The organism is Meiothermus luteus, from assembly GCF_003574085.1.
In the GTDB taxonomy this organism is placed as follows: Bacteria; Deinococcota; Deinococci; order Deinococcales; family Thermaceae; genus Meiothermus; species Meiothermus luteus.
The window spans coordinates 1-15,716 of sequence record NZ_QWKZ01000015.1; the positions used below are offsets into that span (position 1 = coordinate 1).

Annotated in this window: 17 protein-coding genes, 1 tRNA gene and 2 pseudogenes; 11 read left to right on the top strand and 9 right to left on the bottom strand. The window is 65.4% G+C overall.

Features of this window, described 5'->3' with window-relative positions:
• Positions 1–995 (top strand): annotated as a pseudogene (locus tag Mlute_RS03545) (hypothetical protein); the annotation flags it as partial.
• A 37-nt stretch (positions 996–1,032) separates the two neighbouring features.
• Here the strand turns inward: Mlute_RS03545 and Mlute_RS03550 are convergent.
• Positions 1,033–1,467 carry a universal stress protein gene (locus Mlute_RS03550; protein ID WP_119359379.1) on the bottom strand — a complete coding sequence of 145 codons (435 nt, stop codon included), beginning with the start codon at positions 1,465–1,467 and terminating at the stop codon, positions 1,033–1,035.
• 124 nt (positions 1,468–1,591) lie between these two features.
• On the opposite strand from Mlute_RS03550, the gene Mlute_RS03555 reads away from it, so the two are divergent.
• A complete protein-coding gene (locus Mlute_RS03555) occupies positions 1,592–1,945 on the top strand; it encodes a DUF6152 family protein (protein WP_119359380.1) in 354 nt (117 codons plus the stop codon).
• Positions 1,945–2,436: a hypothetical protein gene (locus Mlute_RS03560; protein WP_119359381.1), complete on the top strand. Its 492-nt coding sequence runs from the start codon at positions 1,945–1,947 to the stop codon at positions 2,434–2,436. Before Mlute_RS03555 ends, Mlute_RS03560 begins: the two co-directional genes overlap by 1 nt.
• 146 nt (positions 2,437–2,582) lie before the next feature.
• On the opposite strand, the gene Mlute_RS03565 is transcribed toward Mlute_RS03560, so the two are convergent.
• Genes Mlute_RS03565 through Mlute_RS03580 form a run of 4 tightly spaced genes read right to left on the bottom strand, consistent with a single transcriptional unit; the run spans position 2,583 to position 5,159 of the window.
• A complete protein-coding gene (locus Mlute_RS03565) occupies positions 2,583–3,089 on the bottom strand; it encodes an NUDIX hydrolase (RefSeq protein WP_119359382.1) in 507 nt (168 codons plus the stop codon).
• Positions 3,074–3,814 (bottom strand): zinc ribbon domain-containing protein, encoded by a 741-nt coding sequence (locus Mlute_RS03570; RefSeq protein ID WP_119359383.1) that lies wholly within the window; start codon positions 3,812–3,814, stop codon positions 3,074–3,076. The genes Mlute_RS03565 and Mlute_RS03570 overlap by 16 nt, the downstream gene beginning before the upstream one ends.
• Before the next feature lie 53 nt (positions 3,815–3,867).
• A complete protein-coding gene (locus Mlute_RS03575; RefSeq protein WP_119359384.1) occupies positions 3,868–4,479 on the bottom strand; it encodes an MBL fold metallo-hydrolase in 612 nt (203 codons plus the stop codon).
• Positions 4,476–5,159, bottom strand: coding sequence for a sulfurtransferase (locus Mlute_RS03580; protein WP_119359385.1), 684 nt, complete (start codon positions 5,157–5,159; stop codon positions 4,476–4,478). Before Mlute_RS03580 ends, Mlute_RS03575 begins: the two co-directional genes overlap by 4 nt.
• 72 nt (positions 5,160–5,231) lie before the next feature.
• On the opposite strand from Mlute_RS03580, the gene Mlute_RS03585 reads away from it, so the two are divergent.
• Together Mlute_RS03585 and Mlute_RS03590 are read left to right on the top strand one after the other, a co-directional pair.
• Positions 5,232–6,329: an amino acid ABC transporter permease gene (locus tag Mlute_RS03585; RefSeq protein WP_119359386.1), complete on the top strand. Its 1,098-nt coding sequence runs from the start codon at positions 5,232–5,234 to the stop codon at positions 6,327–6,329.
• 20 nt (positions 6,330–6,349) lie between these two features.
• Positions 6,350–7,093: an amino acid ABC transporter ATP-binding protein gene (locus Mlute_RS03590; protein ID WP_119359387.1), complete on the top strand. Its 744-nt coding sequence runs from the start codon at positions 6,350–6,352 to the stop codon at positions 7,091–7,093.
• Positions 7,094–7,121: 28 nt separating this feature from the next.
• On the opposite strand, the gene Mlute_RS03595 is transcribed toward Mlute_RS03590, so the two are convergent.
• Positions 7,122–7,197 (bottom strand) — tRNA-Asn (locus tag Mlute_RS03595).
• 90 nt (positions 7,198–7,287) lie between these two features.
• Between Mlute_RS03595 and Mlute_RS03600 the strand changes: the two genes are divergently transcribed.
• From Mlute_RS03600 to galK, 5 genes are all read left to right on the top strand, one after another.
• Positions 7,288–8,184 carry an MBL fold metallo-hydrolase gene (locus Mlute_RS03600; protein WP_119359388.1) on the top strand — a complete coding sequence of 299 codons (897 nt, stop codon included), beginning with the start codon at positions 7,288–7,290 and terminating at the stop codon, positions 8,182–8,184.
• Positions 8,185–8,232: 48 nt separating this feature from the next.
• A complete protein-coding gene (locus Mlute_RS03605; protein ID WP_407942638.1) occupies positions 8,233–8,511 on the top strand; it encodes a metal-sensitive transcriptional regulator in 279 nt (92 codons plus the stop codon).
• 50 nt (positions 8,512–8,561) lie between these two features.
• Positions 8,562–9,794 carry a serine hydroxymethyltransferase gene (gene glyA / locus Mlute_RS03610; protein WP_119359390.1) on the top strand — a complete coding sequence of 411 codons (1,233 nt, stop codon included), beginning with the start codon at positions 8,562–8,564 and terminating at the stop codon, positions 9,792–9,794.
• A gap of 93 nt (positions 9,795–9,887) precedes the next feature.
• Entirely contained in the window at positions 9,888–10,892 is a 1,005-nt protein-coding gene (locus Mlute_RS03615; RefSeq protein ID WP_119359391.1) for a M24 family metallopeptidase, read from the top strand.
• Between the two features lie 35 nt (positions 10,893–10,927).
• The gene (galK, locus tag Mlute_RS03620) at positions 10,928–11,971 is read left to right on the top strand and encodes a galactokinase (protein ID WP_119359392.1); all 1,044 of its coding nucleotides are present in this window, start codon (positions 10,928–10,930) and stop codon (positions 11,969–11,971) included.
• Between the two features lie 20 nt (positions 11,972–11,991).
• Here the strand turns inward: galK and Mlute_RS03625 are convergent, their stop codons facing one another.
• A complete protein-coding gene (locus tag Mlute_RS03625; protein ID WP_119359393.1) occupies positions 11,992–12,915 on the bottom strand; it encodes an Hsp33 family molecular chaperone HslO in 924 nt (307 codons plus the stop codon).
• Between the two features lie 115 nt (positions 12,916–13,030).
• On the opposite strand from Mlute_RS03625, the gene Mlute_RS03630 reads away from it, so the two are divergent.
• Positions 13,031–13,552 carry an HNH endonuclease gene (locus tag Mlute_RS03630; RefSeq protein WP_119359409.1) on the top strand — a complete coding sequence of 174 codons (522 nt, stop codon included), beginning with the start codon at positions 13,031–13,033 and terminating at the stop codon, positions 13,550–13,552.
• Positions 13,553–13,562: 10 nt separating this feature from the next.
• On the opposite strand, the gene metF is transcribed toward Mlute_RS03630, so the two are convergent.
• Positions 13,563–14,438: a methylenetetrahydrofolate reductase [NAD(P)H] gene (gene metF, locus Mlute_RS03635; RefSeq protein WP_119359394.1), complete on the bottom strand. Its 876-nt coding sequence runs from the start codon at positions 14,436–14,438 to the stop codon at positions 13,563–13,565.
• A pseudogene (locus tag Mlute_RS03640) lies at positions 14,428–15,695 on the bottom strand (O-acetylhomoserine aminocarboxypropyltransferase/cysteine synthase family protein). Before Mlute_RS03640 ends, metF begins: the two are co-directional and overlap by 11 nt.
• Between the last annotated feature and the right edge of the window lie 21 nt (positions 15,696–15,716).

The window sequence follows — 15,716 nt, forward strand, 5'->3', positions numbered from 1 at the left end:
AGGCCCCACCCGCTCCGCCCGCACCGCAGGAGACCGTCCCCGCCCGGGCAGTGGTGGACCGCCCAACCAGCCAAGCCCCCTCCGCCGCCCCTTCCGTGGTGGACGACTATCAGCGTTTGCTGGCCGACTTGCGCTTTTTGATTCGGGACCGCCAGCAAGCTGAGCGGGTGGCCGACAGCCTCTCAGGGGCTGGGATTTACAGCGTGGACGACTGGAAGAAGGCGCTTTTGGAGGTTCGGGGGCGCCTTTTAGAGGCCCAGGCCCAGGCCCAGACCGGCCAGAGCGAGGCGGCCCGCCGGACCCTGGCCCAGGTGAACGCCCGCTACCGCCTGGCCATTGAGCCCCTGGTGGAGGCCCTGCGGCCCGAGCTGGCCCAGCGCACCCGCCGGGTCTTGGGGCTGGCGGAGGGGGCGGTGGGCCTGCGCACCAGCGATTTTACGGTGCTCTCGGGGGAGCTTCTGGAGAACGCCTTGGCCATAGAGGGCCGCAGCCTGGGGGCCTTTCACGCCCTGCAGGTGGGGCTTTTGCAGGCCACCTTGGGGATTCCCCGGGCCTTTCTCTTTATCCTTGCGGGGCTGCTGGCCTTTTTCCCCCTGTACCTGCTCAGGCTCACCTTTGGGGGGCGCAACGTCTACTGGCGCTTTTTGGGGCTGGCCTTTTTCTTCCTCTTGCTGCCGGCGGTGATGGAGGGCCTCTCGTACGTGGGCTCCATCCTCGCCGACCCTCGTTACGGAGGCCTGCCCTTCCTGGGGGTGCTGACCCACCTTTCCATCCAGCAAAACCTTTTGGCCCAGCTTTTTTGGGGGCTCACGGTGTTTTTGGTCATCGTTTTCGCCACGGTTGGCCTGCGGGGTATTGCGGCCCAGTTCGGGCTGCTGCAAAACCAGCGCATCCCTTTGCGGCGTGGGCGGACCACGCTTCAGCAGACCAGCGCTTCCAGGCCCCACCCCGGCCTCACCAGCGAGACCCTCGTGGAGTGGGACGAGGAGTTTTGAGGCCGTTCCCAGGCAGCTTGGGACCGGTGGGGGCGCGCTAGGTTCCCCGGACCACCAGCACGGGTTTAGGGCTTTTTTGCAAGACCCGCTGGGTCACCGAGCCTAGGAGGAGCCGGTCCAGCCCGGTACGCCCATGGGTGCCCATCACCACCAGGTCGTACCGGTCGGCTTCCTCCGCGATGACCTGGGCGGGGCTGCCCTCTTTGAGCTCGCTTTTGGCCGGGACCCCTAGGTACCGGGCGAACTCCTCCGCGCGCTCTAGGGCTTTTCGGCCGGCCGCCTCTAGGTCACGGGCCAGCTCCGGGTAGTAGGGGATGGACTCGGGGCCGATCAGGATTCGGGGTATCACCGGCTCCATCACGTAAAGCAAGGTTGCCTCGGCCCCCAGGCTTTTGGCTAGCTCGAGGCCTGCCTTGACCGCGGCCTCGCTGGGGCCGCTCCCGTCGGTGGGTATCAGAATCTGCCGGTACATGCCCTAAGGATACCCCGGATGCCTGAGGAATTCCCCTGCGTCCGGGGCATCCGTGAGCTTCCCCACACCCCCGTCCAGCTTCTGCCTAAGAATGGGGGTGTCGCCCCCTTTGGAAGGAGGAAGTATGAAGAGGGTATGGTTTTTGGTTGGGCTGCTCGGGCTGGCCCTGGCCCACCACGGCTGGAGCAGCTACGACACCGCCCGGGCCTTTAGCGCCACCGGCACCATCACCGAGGTACGGTTTGAGTTTCCCCACGTGACCCTGTGGCTCGAGGTTCCAGCCACCCCCACCACCCCCAAGCGGCGGTGGTACGTGGTGCTGGCCCCTCCCTCGCGGATGGAGGCCCGTGGTCTGCCGAGCGGGAGCCTGAGGGTGGGGGCCCAGGTTACGGTGATGGGCTATCCCCACCGCAGCGAACCTGAGGAGATGCGGGCCGAGCGGATTGTGGTGGAGGGCAGGACCATAGAGCTGCGCTGATGGGGGCTTGGGCTGAGTTCTTGGCCTGGCTTCAGGCAAGCCCTGTGGGGCTGGCCATGCGCCACTCAGCCTGGCTCTACCCAGCGGTGGAAATCGCGCACATCCTAGGTTTCTGTGTTCTAGTAGGGGCCGCGGTACTGTTTGATCTGCGGTTGCTGGGCCTAGGCCGGCAGCTTCCGGTGGGGGCCTTGGCCCGCTACCTGCTTCCGGTGGCCTGGGGAGGGTTCGCGCTGGCCGCCCCCAGCGGTTTTTTGCTCTTGATGCCCGAGGGCCCCAGCGTGGGGACCAGCCCCGTCTTCTTGGCCAAGATGGCCCTCATCGGTCTGGCAGGGCTCAATGCCTGGGCGTTTCAGCTTCGCTTTGGGCGCCAGATGGCGGCCTGGGCCCCAGGTGCCCCCCTGCCCAGGGCCGCCCGATGGGCGGCCTGGGCTTCGCTGGGCCTGTGGGGGCTGGTGCTGGCCCTGGGGCGGCTCATCGCTTACTACGGCTGAGGGTTGTGGCCCCCCTTGGGCCACGACCCCAGCAAACCCCACTTCCAAAACAGCCTCCAAGCCCTCCCCTCGAGGTAGACCGCTTTGGAGCGAAGGGTGCTTTTAGTATGCAACCAAAGCCCGTGAGGATTGGGTTATTTTGCCAACTAGCGGGAGTAGGACCAGAAGAGCACGCGGCCGTTTTCGTAGGGCATCACCCCGTGGAAGGGGCGGGGGTCGTCGTCAAAGACCAAGGGCAGAAAGTAGCGGTCGCCGGGCCACATGGGCAGTTCCTGGCGGAGGAGCCGCTCGGTGGGCACCCAGACCAGCCGCCCCTCGGAGTTGGAACTCCGCGGCTGGCCCCGCCAGCGCGGCACCAGGAAGATGAAGCCGAACCAGTCCTCCCCCCCTTTCCCAAAACCGGGCCAGGACAGGGTACCCCGCAGCACCAGCTCCTGGGCCTCGAGCCCGGCTTCCTCCCAGATTTCCCGGCGCATCCCGCTGGCTACGTCCTCGCCGGGCTCGAGCTTTCCCCCCAAGCCGTTGTACTTGCCGAAGGCCGGGTCCTCGGGCCGGGCGTCCCGATACACCAGCAACACCGAACGGCGGTTCGGGGAGAGGACGAAGCCCAAGGTGGCCAGGATGGGGGTGTAGGGGCCTACTCGCCTTTCCACAGAATGCGTCCGCAAGAGGGGCAGCGCACGATTCTCTGCCCCAGGTGAATCTGCTGGGCCACGTGGGTGGGGAGCTGGACGTTGCAGGCCGTGCAGCGGTAGCCGCTGCTGGCCTTGGCTACCCGGGCCAGCCCGGTGCCGCGGCGGGCTTTGCGGATGGACTCATATTCCTTGATGATGTGGGCCGGAATGGAGGCTGCCAGCTTGTCCCGGTCGGCCTTCTTAGCCTGGTAGTCGGCTTCTAGGTTGTCCACCCTTCTTTGGTTGGCCGCCTCGAGCTCCTCCCGCGAGGCCCGGGCCCGCTCCAACTCGGCCTGTACAGCCTCAATCTCTTTTTCTAGGGCCTCTTTTCTTTCCAGCAAGGGCAGGATTTCGCCGGGAATGTTTTTTTTGTCGTTGCCCTCTATTTCCTCAATCCGGTCTTCAAGCTGGCGCATCTGCTCGCCGTACTGCATCTGCTCCTTGGCGCTGCCGGCGTTCATCTGGGCCTGCTTGGCCCGGGCGTACTTCTCCTTTAGGTCTTGCAGCTCGAGGTCGGCCCGGTGGTAGGCCAGGCGCACCTCCTGCAGCTCCTCCTGTAAGGACTCGAGCCGGTCTTCCAGGGCCTTTTGCTGCGAGCGGGCTTGCTGGAGTTCTTCGGGGACCTGGGCCTGGTCCTCGCGGATTCGGTCTAGCTCGAGGTCTCGTTCCTGCAAGCGATTCAACTCGGCCAGCGGGTCACTCACACATATAGTCTAACACCCTGGCAGGGCCGTTTTTCCCAGAGGGATCGTTGCGCCTAACCCAGGTAAGGGTTGTGGGCCCTCTCCTCTCCCAGGGTGGTGGGGGGGCCGTGGCCGGGGTAGACCACCGTGTCTGGAGGTAGTTGAAGGAGCTTTTGCAAGGAGGAGAAAAGGGCCTTTGGATCGGCTCCGGGAAGGTCGTAGCGGCCAATGCCTCCGCGGAACAGCACGTCCCCGCTCACCAGGTGGCCAGGCTTATAGAAGCCCACGTGGCCTGGGGCGTGCCCTGGTAGGAAGAGCACCTCCAGCCCTAGGCCGAAGTCCAGATGCTGGCCCTCGTAGAGCGGCTCGGTGGGTTCTGGGGGGTTGGGCACCCAAAGCCCCCAGCGCCCGGCGGCCTGGGAGGCGTTTTGGTACAGCGGCAGGTCGGCGGGGTGCAGGTAGACCGGAATCCCTAGGGCCTCCACCAAGGGCCCCACGGCCCCCACATGGTCGAAGTGGGCGTGGGTCAGGAGGATGGCCTCAGGGCTTAGGCCCACCCGTTGAACCTCGGCCAGGATGCGCTCGGGCTCGCCGCCGGGGTCCACAATGACCCCACGCCCTCCCTCGCCCACCAGCAGGTAGGCGTTCGCCTGCAAGGGACCCACAGGGATGGAATAGACCCTCATCGCTCCACCGGCAGGTCGGCCTCGGCCTCCCATTCCAGCATGCTGCCCAAGTAGTTGCGGGCCCGCACCCCCTGCTGCCGCAGGATCCAGAAGGCGCTGGCGCTGCGGGCCCCGCTGCGGCAGTGGACACCCACCTCCTGCCCCGGGCTGAGGCCTAGGGCCCCCGCGTTGTCCGGCCCGAAGGTGCCTAGCGGCAGATTCCGTGCGCCGGGGATGTGGCCGCTGGCGAACTCGTGGGGTTCCCGCACATCCAGCAGCAGGAGATCAGGCTGGGCCAGGATTTCATCCGCGGTGAGCAAAATCTCACGGTTTAGCCGGGCCCAGGGTTCGCTTGGGACAGGGGTGGTGGGGGCGGTTTGGGTGGCCTGGGGTTCCCAGCCTTGGGGCCAGAGGTAGACCTCAAGCCCCCCCAGGGCCAGCATGAAGGCGGTCTTGGCCAGCCGGGTGTTGAAGCCGGCGTCGTAGACCACCACCGGCCGCCCCGGTCCAGCCCCAATGCGCCCGTTGAGTTCGGCCAGAGCGCGCTCGAGCTGGGCCAGCTCTTCCTCGCTGCGCAGCCTGCCTCTGAAGCCGGAGAGGTCAAGGTTGATGGCCCCCTCCAGGTGGCCCTGTGCGTAGTCTGCGGGTGGGCGGCTGTCCACGAAAAGGGCCCCGGGGGGCGGTTCGGCGCTCAGAATCATGCTTCCGATTCTAAGCCTCTTTCCGGCACGGTGGGAGCCGGGCCGCTTTTTTTTGGGTAAAATCACTTACCCATGAGGCCAGGCTCTAGAAAGGCGACGCGGCGGCTTTCCGGTATGCCCCGGGACGGCCTGGGGTTCGCAGGGGGGGCCCTTTTGCTGGTGGTTTTGCTCTTTGGGGCCACGCTTTGGGTGGTGGGGCGGGTCAAGCAGACCATGGCCATCAACGGCTTTCAAGCCCTGTGGGCGGATGCGCTCTTGCTGGGGGTGCTGCTTGTGCCGCTGGCCCTTTTGTGGCCGGTCCTGCGAGGCCTGGGCCAGGCCCGCTCGGCCCGGCGGGCGCTGGACCAAGGCGACCTCATCGCCGCTCGGGTGGCCAGCGCCGAGGCCCACACCTGGGCCTGGTTTGCTTTGGGCTACGCTGCGGCCTGGGTTATCTTCCTTCTCCTGGTGCTTTTTTTTATCGCCAACAACGTCGCAGTAGGGCGCACTTTCTTTCAGCTCGAGCTCATCGCCAGCTCCTTTGAGCTGGTCCTCAGGGCCTTCTGGGTCAATGTGGTCATCTTCTTCTTCGCGGGGCTGCTTTCGCTGGTCTGGGGTTTGATCATCGCCGTTGCCAAGCTTCTGCCAGGTAGGCCGGCCCAGCCTATCCGCTTTCTGGCTACCTTCTACACCGATGCCTTTCTGAGCCTGCCCTCCATCATCGTGATTTACCTGGTGGGCTTTGGTCTGCCCCTCACGGGGATCGGCTTCTTCCGCAACATGCCCCTAGAGGCCCTGGCGGTGCTGGCCCTGACCCTAACCTACGGGGCCTACATGGCCGAGGTGTACCGGGCCGGCCTGGAGAGCATCCACCCCAGCCAGTGGGCCGCGGCCCGCAGCCTGGGCCTCTCCTACGGCCAGACCCTGCGCTTTGTCATCATTCCCCAGGCGGTGCGCCGGATTGTTCCGCCTTTGCTCAACAACTTCATCGGGATGCAGAAGGACACCGCCTTGGTGAACGTGGTAGGTGTGATAGATGCCTTCAACCAGGCCCGTATCATTGCCTCCAACGAGTTCAACCTCTCTGCGGTGACCACAGTGGCGATTCTCTTTATCCTCATCACCATCCCCCAGACCCGCCTGGTGGACCGGTTGGTGGAGCGCGACCGGGCTCGGATGCGGCAAGGGTAAGGGGTAGGAGGCTATCAGGGATGAGCTTTTTGGAAGTGAGGGAGGTAGTCAAACGCTTCGGCGCCAACGAGGTTCTTCGGGGCATTAACCTGAGCGTGGAAGAGCACCAGGTGGTCTGCCTGATAGGGCCCTCGGGCTGCGGCAAGTCCACGCTGTTGCGCTGCATCAACGGCCTGGAGGAGATCCAGAGCGGGGAGATTCGCCTTCACGGCGACCGCATCAGCGGCCCAGGGGTGGACCTGAACGCCCTACGGCGAGAGGTGGGCATCGTCTTTCAAAGCTTCAACCTGTTCCCCCACATGACCGTTTTGCAGAACATCACCCTAGCGCCCACCCAGGTGCTCAGGGTGCCGGAGGAGGAGGCCCGGGAGAGGGCCATGGCCCTCTTGCGCAGGATCGGGCTCGAGCACAAGGCCCAGGCCTACCCCGACCAGCTTTCGGGCGGGCAGCAGCAGCGGGTGGCCATCGTCCGGGCTTTGGCCATGGAGCCCATGCTGCTCCTCCTGGACGAGATTACCTCGGCCCTCGACCCCGAACTGGTCTCGGAGGTGCTGAACCTGTTGCGGGAGCTGGCCGAAGAGGGGATGACCATGCTTCTCGCCACCCACGAGATGGGCTTTGCCAAGGAAGTGGCCGACAAGGTCTGCTTCCTCTATGGTGGGGTGGTGCACGAGGAGGGCCCCCCGGAGGAGATATTCAAAAACCCCAAGAGCGAGCGCACCCAGCAGTTTTTGCGCAGCATTATTGAGGCCGGTAGGCTGTAGAAAACCCCCGGGTTTTCCCGGGGGTGCTTGGCTCCGCGAGCAGGGCTCGAACCTGCGACCACTCGATTAACAGTCGAGCGCTCTACCAACTGAGCTATCGCGGAACGACCGCCAATAGCAGGATAGAATATAGCAAAGCTGGCACCCTTTGACAAGGGTTTTGAACCCGGGCTGGGCCTTCGTACAATGGGCTTGTGATTCACATCCTTGACCTGCAGGACCGGGCCCCACGGGTCATCGCTGCCTTTTTGCTGGAGACCCGGGAGGGCCCGGTGCTCTTTGAGACCGGCCCCGAGTCGCGCTTCTCGGCCCTTTTGGACGGGCTGAATGGGCTGGGCTACGCCGCCTCGGACGTGCGGCACGTCTTCGTAACCCACATCCACCTGGACCACGCGGGCGCGGCCTGGCGGATGGCCGAGCGGGGGGCCACCATCTACGTCCACCCCAAGGGGGCCCCCCATTTGGTGGACCCTAGCCGGCTCTGGGCCTCCGCCGCCCGCATATACGGCGAGCAGATGGAGGCCCTATGGGGCCAGATGGGCTCGGTTCCGGAGGGGCAGGTGCGGCTCTTGCAGGACGGCGAGGTGGTGCGCCTGGGAGAGGTAGAGGTTCGGGTCGTGGAGACCCCCGGCCACGCCGACCACCACCACGCCTACCTGGTGGGGGAGGTTTTAATCGGGGGAGACGTCACCGGGGTTAGGATTGGCCGTGGACCGGTGCTGCCCCCCTGTCCGCCCCCGGAAATCCACATTGAGCGCTGGCTCGAGTCGCTGGCCAAGATTCGCACCTTGGCCCCCAAAAAACTTTACTTAACCCACTTCGGCGAGTTTGAGGATGTGGAGGCCCATCTGGAGGCCCTAGAGGCCCGGCTTTTGGACTGGGCGGACTGGATTAAGGAGCGGCTTAGGGCCGGCCAGGCTCGAGCCCAGATGGTGGCTGAGTTTGAGGCCTATGTGGCCGCCGGGCTGAAGGCGGCGGGGCTGGGCCCCTCTGAGCTTGTGGAGTACGAGTACGCCGACCCGGCCTGGATGAGCGTGGATGGGTTGGTGCGCTACTGGAACAAACACCGCCCGGAGGAGGTGATGGCCTGAGGGCGGTGCTTTTCACCCGGCCCTTGGGCCGGGCTGGTATAGACTAGGCTGATGAACACGACCGATTTGGACAAGGGGGTTGTAGAGAACATACTCAAACGCCTGCGCCGTATAGAAGGGCAGGTCCGCGGCTTACAGAAGATGATTGAGGATGGGCGTTCCTGCGAGGAGGTGCTGACCCAGATGACCGCCACCAAAAAGGCCATGGAGTCCACCTCCACCCTAATCCTCCAGGAGTTTTTGACCCTTTGCGCGGCCGATATTGCTCGAGGGGACGATAGGAAGCCGGCACAAATCGCGACCATGCTGCGCAAATTCACGCTGTGAATGCTCTTTTGTAGAAAGGATTCTTATCCACGCCCTGCTATACTCTAAGAATGATAACCTCTCCCGAAACCCTCCCTCGTGACGAGCTGGTCTTTGAACTCATTCGGCAGGAAGAGGAGCGGCAGCGCAACGGGTTGGAGCTTATTGCCTCCGAGAACTTCACCTCGGCCCAGGTGCGCGAGGCGGTGGGCAGCGTGCTGACCAACAAGTACGCCGAGGGATACCCAGGGAGGCGCTGGTATGGGGGCTGTGAGGTGGTGGACCGGGTGGAGGCCCTGGCCATTGAGCGGGCCAAGCAGCTATTCGGCGCGGCCTGGGCCAACGTGCAGCCCCACTCCGGTTCCAGCGCCAACATCGCGGTCTATACGGCCTTGCTAAAGCCCGGCGACACCGTGCTGGGCATGGATTTGTCCCACGGAGGCCACCTGACCCACGGTTCTCCGGTAAACTTCTCGGGCCTTAACTATCGCTTTATCGGCTACAAGGTGCGTCCCGAGGATGAGCGGTTGCATATGGAGGATGTGCGGGCCTTGGCCCTCGAGCACAGGCCCAAGATGATCGTCTGCGGGGCCAGCGCCTACAGCCGCATCCTGGACTTCAAGGCCTTCCGGGAGATCGCCGATGAGGTGGGGGCCTACCTGATGGCCGACATTGCCCACATTGCCGGGCTGGTGGCGGCGGGTCTACACCCCTCCCCCTTGCCTTACGCCCACGTGGTAACCTCCACCACCCACAAGACCCTCCGAGGCCCCCGCTCAGGGCTTATCCTGAGCAACGACCTGGAGATTGCGGCCCTGATTGACCGCTCCATCTTCCCCGGCCTCCAAGGAGGGCCGTTGGAGCACGTGATTGCCGGAAAAGCGGTGGCCTTTTGGGAGGCCCTGCAGCCCTCTTTCAAGGAGTACGCGGCGCAGATTATCAAAAATGCCCAGACCCTGGCTGCTGAGCTGCAAAAGCGGGGTTACCGGATTGTTTCAGGGGGGACCGACAACCACCTCTTCGTGGTGGACCTGCGCCCCCAGGGGCTGAACGGCAGCAAGGCCACCAAACTCCTTGACGCGGTGCACATCACCATATCCAAGAGCACCCTGCCCTACGATACCGAGAAGATTATCCACGGCGGGGGCATCCGCATCGGCACCCCGGCCATCACCACCCGGGGCATGACCGAGGAGCACATGCCCATCATCGCGGATTTCATTGACCGGGCCCTGAGGGGGGAGAGCCCCGAACGCTTGGGCCCCGAGGTTAGGGCTTTTGCCTCGCAATTCCCGCTTCCCTAGGCCTTCGCCAAGCGCCCACCGCCGGACCGGCCGGTGGGCGCTTTTTTGGATTGAATCCCGGAATTTTGCAGCGATGGGATGGTAGCATGGGGTGTGAACCTCATTGCTTTGACTCGCCTGCGGACCTGGATGGCGGCCCAGGGGTATGAGCGTTTTTTTGTTCAACAGCCGGAGAACTTCGCCTGGCTCACCGGGGGTGGGGACAACACCGTCCTGACGCTGCGCCCGGTGGCGGCCTGGCTCGAGGTCACCCCCCAGACCGTGCGGCTCCACTCCTCCCGGATTGAGGCCCGGAGGCTGCGGGAGGAGGAAGTGGGAGGGCTCGAGGTGGTCCCCTACCCCTGGTACGCGCCTCCTAAGGCCGAGGGCCCAAGCGACCAGGAGCACGACCTTACCCCCTTGCGGCTGGTGCTTTCCCCAGAGGAGCAGGACCGCTACCGCACCCTTGGGCGCGACGCGGCGCAGGCTTTGGGGGAGAGCCTGCGCTTCGCCGACCCCGAGTGGAGTGAGTTTGAGTTGGCCGGGGCCATCGCCGAGGAGCTTTGGAGCCGGGGTATCCAGCCTGTGGTCCTTTTGGTGGCCGGGGAGGAAAGGCTGTTCCGCCACCGGCACCCCATTCCCAAAGAGGCCCGGCTGGGGCGGTTGTTTATGGGGGTGGTCTGCGGAAGGCGGCACGGGCTCATCGCCAACCTGACCCGTCTGCGGAGCTTCGGGCATCCGCAGGCCCAGACCCTGAACGCCCGGGTCTGCCGAGTGGAGGCTCGAGCCCTGGCGGCCTCTCGGCCTGGGGCCAGCCTGGGAGAGGTCTTGGCAGAGATTCAGGCTGGCTACCAAGAGCTGGGGTGCCCCGAGGAGTTTGAAAACCACCACCAGGGGGGGCTTACCGGCTACCGCAGCCGCGAGGTGCTGGCTGCCCCGGGCGAGGCCACCCGGCTTCAGGTGGGGATGGCCCTGGCCTGGAACCCCAGCCTTCCTGGGGCCAAGGTTGAGGACACCTTCCTCCTCGGCGAGGACGGTCTGGAAAACCTGACCTTTGACCCGGCCTGGCCCATGGAGGAGGTTGAGGGGCGGCTCCGCCCCCGGGTCTACGAGGGGTAGCCGACCGGCCTGCCCTGGGGTAACTTAGGTGGGCCATGTACCGGGACCTTTTCGCTTCTGAACCCAGCGTGGTGGCCTCAGCCCCGGGGCGGGTCAACCTGCTGGGGGAGCACACCGACTACAACCAGGGCCTGGTTCTGCCCACCCCTTTGCCGTACCAGACCGTTGTGGAGGCCTCCGCTACGCAGGGGCTAGAGGTCTATGCCGAAAACTTCCAGGAGCTGAAAAGGCGGGGCCTAGAGGAGCCTAAGCAGGGGGACTGGCTTGACTACCTGGCCGGCTGCTTGTGGGTGCTGCGCCGCCGCGGCTACGAGGTTCCTGGGCTGCGGGCCTATGTGAGGAGCCAAGTGCCCATGGGAGGGGGGCTCTCGAGCTCCGCCGCGCTGGAAGTGGCCACCCTGCGGGCCTTGCGCGAGTTGTACGGGCTGCCTTTGGACGACCTGGAGATAGCCCGGCTGGCCCAGGAGGCCGAGGTGGAGTACGTGGGGGTGCGTTGTGGCATCATGGACCAGATGGCTTCCTCCGTGGGGCGGTTGGGCTATGGCCTTTTGCTTGACACCCGCGACCTGAGCACCCGGCTGGTGCCGCTCCCCGTGGGCTACCGGGTGGCGGTGGTAGACTCCGGGGTGCCTCGCCGGTTGGCCGAATCGGGCTACAACACCCGCCGCAGGGAGTGTGAGGAGGCCTGTGCCAGGCTTGGCGTTTCCTCCCTGCGGGAGCTCTCCATGGCCGACCTGCCCCGCCTGGAGGGCCTGCCCGGGCCCCTAGGCCGCCGGGCCCGCCACGTGCTTACGGAAAACACACGGGTGCTGGAGGGGGTCCGCGCCCTTGAGGAAGGGGACGTGGGCCGTTTTGGAGAGCTGATGCTGGCTTCCCATACCTCTTTGCGCGACGACTACGAGGTCTCCACCCCCGAGCTAGACCGGCTGGTGGAGGTCGAGCTGCGCCATGGGGCCGTGGGGGCCCGGCTGACCGGGGCTGGTTTTGGAGGAGCCACGGTGGCGTTGGTGGAGGAGGCCCGTTACGAGGCCTTCCGCCAGGGGGTGCTGGAGGACTACCCGAAGGCCCGGTTTCTCTAGCTTGGAGGAGGCCCAGCGGCCTAGGCTTTGGGGATTTCCCCTTGCCCTTGGGGGCTCGCGCCTAATGAACGGATTTCCTCTGGGGTGAGCTGGTACTTGGCCCCGCACCAGTGGCACAGCACCTCAGCACCGCCGTCCTGGGCGATCATCTCCTCCCGCTCCTGAGGGGTGAAGTAGACCAGCGCGCGCAGGGCCCGCTCCCGGCTACAGCGGCAGCGGAAGGCCAAGGGGATGTGCCCCTCAGGGTAGCCCACTGCCCGCAGGTCGGTAGGGTCGTAGGAAAGCCCCTGCAGAAGGGTTTCTACCGTGCCCTCGAGCCCCCGCTCCAGGAGCAGGGGGGTGAGGCTTTTCCCCTTGAGGTTTTGCTCGAGCCGGTCAATTACCTCCTCTGGGCAGCCAGGTAGAACTTGGATCACCACCCCACCGGCCACCGCCACCTCGCCCGCGGCCGTCACCCGTACCCCCAGCAGCAGGGCAGAGGGAATCTGCTCGGACTGCCAAAGGTAGCGCACCAGGTCTTCGGCCACCTCGCCGCTGACCAGCTCTACGCTGGACTGGTAAAGCTCCTCGTTGGGGAGAAGCCGATCCACCTTTAGCTCGCCCCGGCCGATGGCTGCTCCCACGTCTAGCTTGCCGTCGGGGCGTAGGGGAGGGTGCGCCGAAGGATTTTTCACGTAACCCCGCACAAAACCGTCTGGACCAGCCTCTACCACCGGCCCTCCTAAGGGGCCATCGCCCAGGAACTGGAGACCGATGCGCTCCTTGGGGGTCTTGGAGAGTAGGAAGGCCAGGAGCAGCACACCGCTCATCGCCCGCCCTAGAGCGGCGGTGGCGGTGGGGGAAAGGCCGTGGCGCGAGCGAGCCTCCTCCACAATGTCGGTGGTTTCTGCGGCCAGCACCCGCAGGTTGCCTTCTGCGGCCAGCCCACGAATCAAGCGACCCATAACCCTCCGATTCTAGCAGCAGCGCCGGGGAGAATAGGGTTTTGGGACAGGGTCTGTGAAGCTCAATGTGCCGCACTCTAGAATCCCTTGACATTTTTCCAGTATGCTGAAAGCCGTGAACCTTGACGCTCCCCGCATCCTGGTGCTCAACGCTGGGTACGAGCCCCTTGGACTGGCCAGCGTCAAGCGGGCCGTCATTCTGGTCATGAACGGCACCGCCGAGGTGGTTGAAGAAAGCGGGGAGTTCTTGCGAACGCCGAGCAAGCCCTACCCTATCCCCAGCATCATCCGCCTCAAGCGTTTGGTTCGCCGCCCTCCGGGGCGGCTCGCTCTAAACCGCCGCAACATCCTGCGCCGCGACGCCTACACCTGCCAGTACTGTGGCAAGCGAGGGGGCGACCTTACGGTGGACCATGTGCTGCCCAAAAGCCGCGGGGGACGCAGCGTCTGGGAGAACCTGGTTACTGCCTGCCGGGCCTGCAACCTGAAGAAGAAAAACCGCACCCCCGAGGAGGCGGGGATGCGCCTAGCCCGCCGCCCGATGGCCCCCCGCTACAGCCTTTTGCTGGTGGCCGACCTGCCGAGCCTCCCTGAGACCTGGCGGCCCTACCTTCCGGAGGCCGAGCCTCACCCTTGAACCTCGGCCCTCAGCGCAGAACCCCTTGAAGGTTCTCCATGACCCGTCGGGTGGCCGGGGACTTGTTCAAGGTGTAGAGGTGGAGGCCGGGCACCCCCGCTTCCAGCAGCTCTTGGGCTTGGCGGGTGGTGTGTTCCACGCCGATTTCCAAAACCTCCTCTGGGCTCTGGGCCCGCTCCAGCCGGGAGAGCAGGGGGCCGGGGATGCTAGCCCCGCACATGTCCATAAAGCGGCGGATTTGGGCCAGGTCAGTGATGGGCATCAGGCCCGGCAAGATGGGCACCTCAATCCCAATGCGGCGGGCCCGCTCGAGGAAGCCGAAGTACAAGGCGTTGTTGAAGAAGAGCTGGGTTACCAGGAAGTCCAGCCCCGCGTCCACCTTTTGCTTAAGGTGGTGCAGGTCGGCCTCCAGGCTCACCGCTTCGGGATGCCCCTCCGGGTAGGCCCCTCCGGCCAGGGTGAAGGTGTCGCCAAACTCCTCCCGGATGAAAGCCACCAGCTCTGAGGCATAGCGAAAGCCTCCTTCCGTCGGCTGGAAACCTCCCGCTCCCTTGGGCGGATCGCCCCGCAGGGCCATCACGTTCTGTATGCCGGCTTCCGCATAGCCCTGCAGGATGGCCCGGAGCTCCTCCCGGGTGTGGCCCACACAGGTCAGGTGGGCCATGGCGGTGAGGCCCACCTCACCCTGGATGCGGGCGGCCCACTCGGTGGTCTTACGCCGCTCGCTGCCCCCGGCCCCGTAGGTTATGGAAACGAAGGCGGGTTTTAGCGGCTTGAGCTCGTGAAGGGTGCGGAACAGCGAGGCCTCGCCCTGGGGGGTCTTGGGAGGGAAGAACTCAAAGGAGAAAAGGGGCCGGTTGTGCTTTAGAAGCGTGCTAATCTTCATGGGCCACCGGCTCCACCGCAGCTAGGGCCTCTGCCAGGAAGGCTTGGATATCCTTTGGGCTTTCCAGCCCTACCGAAAGCCGGACCGTTTCCGGGCCTACCCCCGCTGCGCGCCGGGCCTCCTCGCTGATGCGGGAGTGGGTGGTCGTCCAGGGGTGCACGGCTAGGGTGCGGGCGTCCCCTACGTTGGGGGCCTGAATGAGCTTTAGGTGGGCCATGAAGCGGCTTGCGCCCTTTATCCCGCCCCGAAGGCCAAAGGTCAGGATGCTGCCAAAGCCCCCCGCAGGTAGCGGGAGGCCCTGGGGTAGGCCGGGTCGTCGGGCAGCCCAGGGTAACGGACCCAGGCCACCTGGGATTGTGCCCTCAGCCAGCGGGCTACCTCGAGCGCGCTCTGGCTGGCCCGCTGAACCCGCAGCTCCACGGTTTCCAGCCCTTGGAAGAGCAGGTAGGCGTTGAAGGGTGAGAGGACCATGCCCCCTAAGGAGAGGCCGAGCTGGCGTACCCGTTCCAGGAAGCATCGGGGGCCAAATTGCTCTAGGGGAACCTTACCCTGGGCGTCGGGGGTGGTGAACTGCGGGTAGTGTTCCCATAAGGAGGTCTCGCGGGCCAGCACCGCCCCCCCTAGGATGGAGCCGTGGCCGCTGGCCCACTTGGTTAGGCTATGGGTGACCACATGGGCCCCGTGGGAGAGCGGCCTGGCCAGTGCGCCCACTGCACCAAAGGTGTTGTCCACCACCAGGGCCACCCGCCGCCCCTCGCAGAGCTGGGCCAGCCCCTCCAGGTCGGGGAGCTCCAACGAGGGGTTCCCCAGCACCTCCACAAAGACCGCGCGGGTCTTTTCCGAAAGCGCCCCTTGCACCGCCTCCACCTCAGGGGGCACAAACCGCACCCGTACCCCCATCAGCCCAAACACTTGGTTCAAGAGCCCCACCGTGCCCCCGAAGAGCCCCGGGCTGGCCACTACCTCGTCCCCCGCGCGCACCAGGGCCAACAGGGCGGCGAAACTGGCGGCCTGCCCTGAGGCCATCGCCACCGCTCCCAAAGCTCCTTCTAGCGCGGCCAGCCGGGCCTCGAGGGCCGCGGTGGTGGGGTTCTGCAGCCGGGCGTAGGTGTAGCCCTGGTTGGTGGCGAACTTATGGGCGCCGTCCTCCAGGTCCTCAAAGCTGTAGGCTGCGGTTGCGTAGATGGGCAGCCCCACGGCGCGGTGGGGGTCGTTCTCTGGAAGCCCGCTTAGTACCGCCAAACTGGCAAACTCCATCACACCCTCCTTCACAAGGAG

What these genes read in the sequence shown, in the direction of transcription:
- Mlute_RS03625 (WP_119359393.1), bottom strand. Translation starts at nt 12,915, where the DNA reads ATGGGTCGCTTGATTCGTGGGCTGGCCGCAGAAGGCAACCTGCGGGTG.
- Mlute_RS03590 (WP_119359387.1), top strand. Translation starts at nt 6,350, where the DNA reads ATGAGCTTTTTGGAAGTGAGGGAGGTAGTCAAACGCTTCGGCGCCAAC.
- Mlute_RS03575 (WP_119359384.1), bottom strand. Translation starts at nt 4,479, where the DNA reads ATGAGGGTCTATTCCATCCCTGTGGGTCCCTTGCAGGCGAACGCCTAC.
- Mlute_RS03550 (WP_119359379.1), bottom strand. Translation starts at nt 1,467, where the DNA reads ATGTACCGGCAGATTCTGATACCCACCGACGGGAGCGGCCCCAGCGAG.
- Mlute_RS03580 (WP_119359385.1), bottom strand. Translation starts at nt 5,159, where the DNA reads ATGATTCTGAGCGCCGAACCGCCCCCCGGGGCCCTTTTCGTGGACAGC.
- Mlute_RS03585 (WP_119359386.1), top strand. Translation starts at nt 5,232, where the DNA reads ATGAGGCCAGGCTCTAGAAAGGCGACGCGGCGGCTTTCCGGTATGCCC.
- metF (WP_119359394.1), bottom strand. Translation starts at nt 14,438, where the DNA reads ATGAAGATTAGCACGCTTCTAAAGCACAACCGGCCCCTTTTCTCCTTT.
- galK (WP_119359392.1), top strand. Translation starts at nt 10,928, where the DNA reads ATGTACCGGGACCTTTTCGCTTCTGAACCCAGCGTGGTGGCCTCAGCC.
- Mlute_RS03560 (WP_119359381.1), top strand. Translation starts at nt 1,945, where the DNA reads ATGGGGGCTTGGGCTGAGTTCTTGGCCTGGCTTCAGGCAAGCCCTGTG.
- Mlute_RS03555 (WP_119359380.1), top strand. Translation starts at nt 1,592, where the DNA reads ATGAAGAGGGTATGGTTTTTGGTTGGGCTGCTCGGGCTGGCCCTGGCC.
- glyA (WP_119359390.1), top strand. Translation starts at nt 8,562, where the DNA reads ATGATAACCTCTCCCGAAACCCTCCCTCGTGACGAGCTGGTCTTTGAA.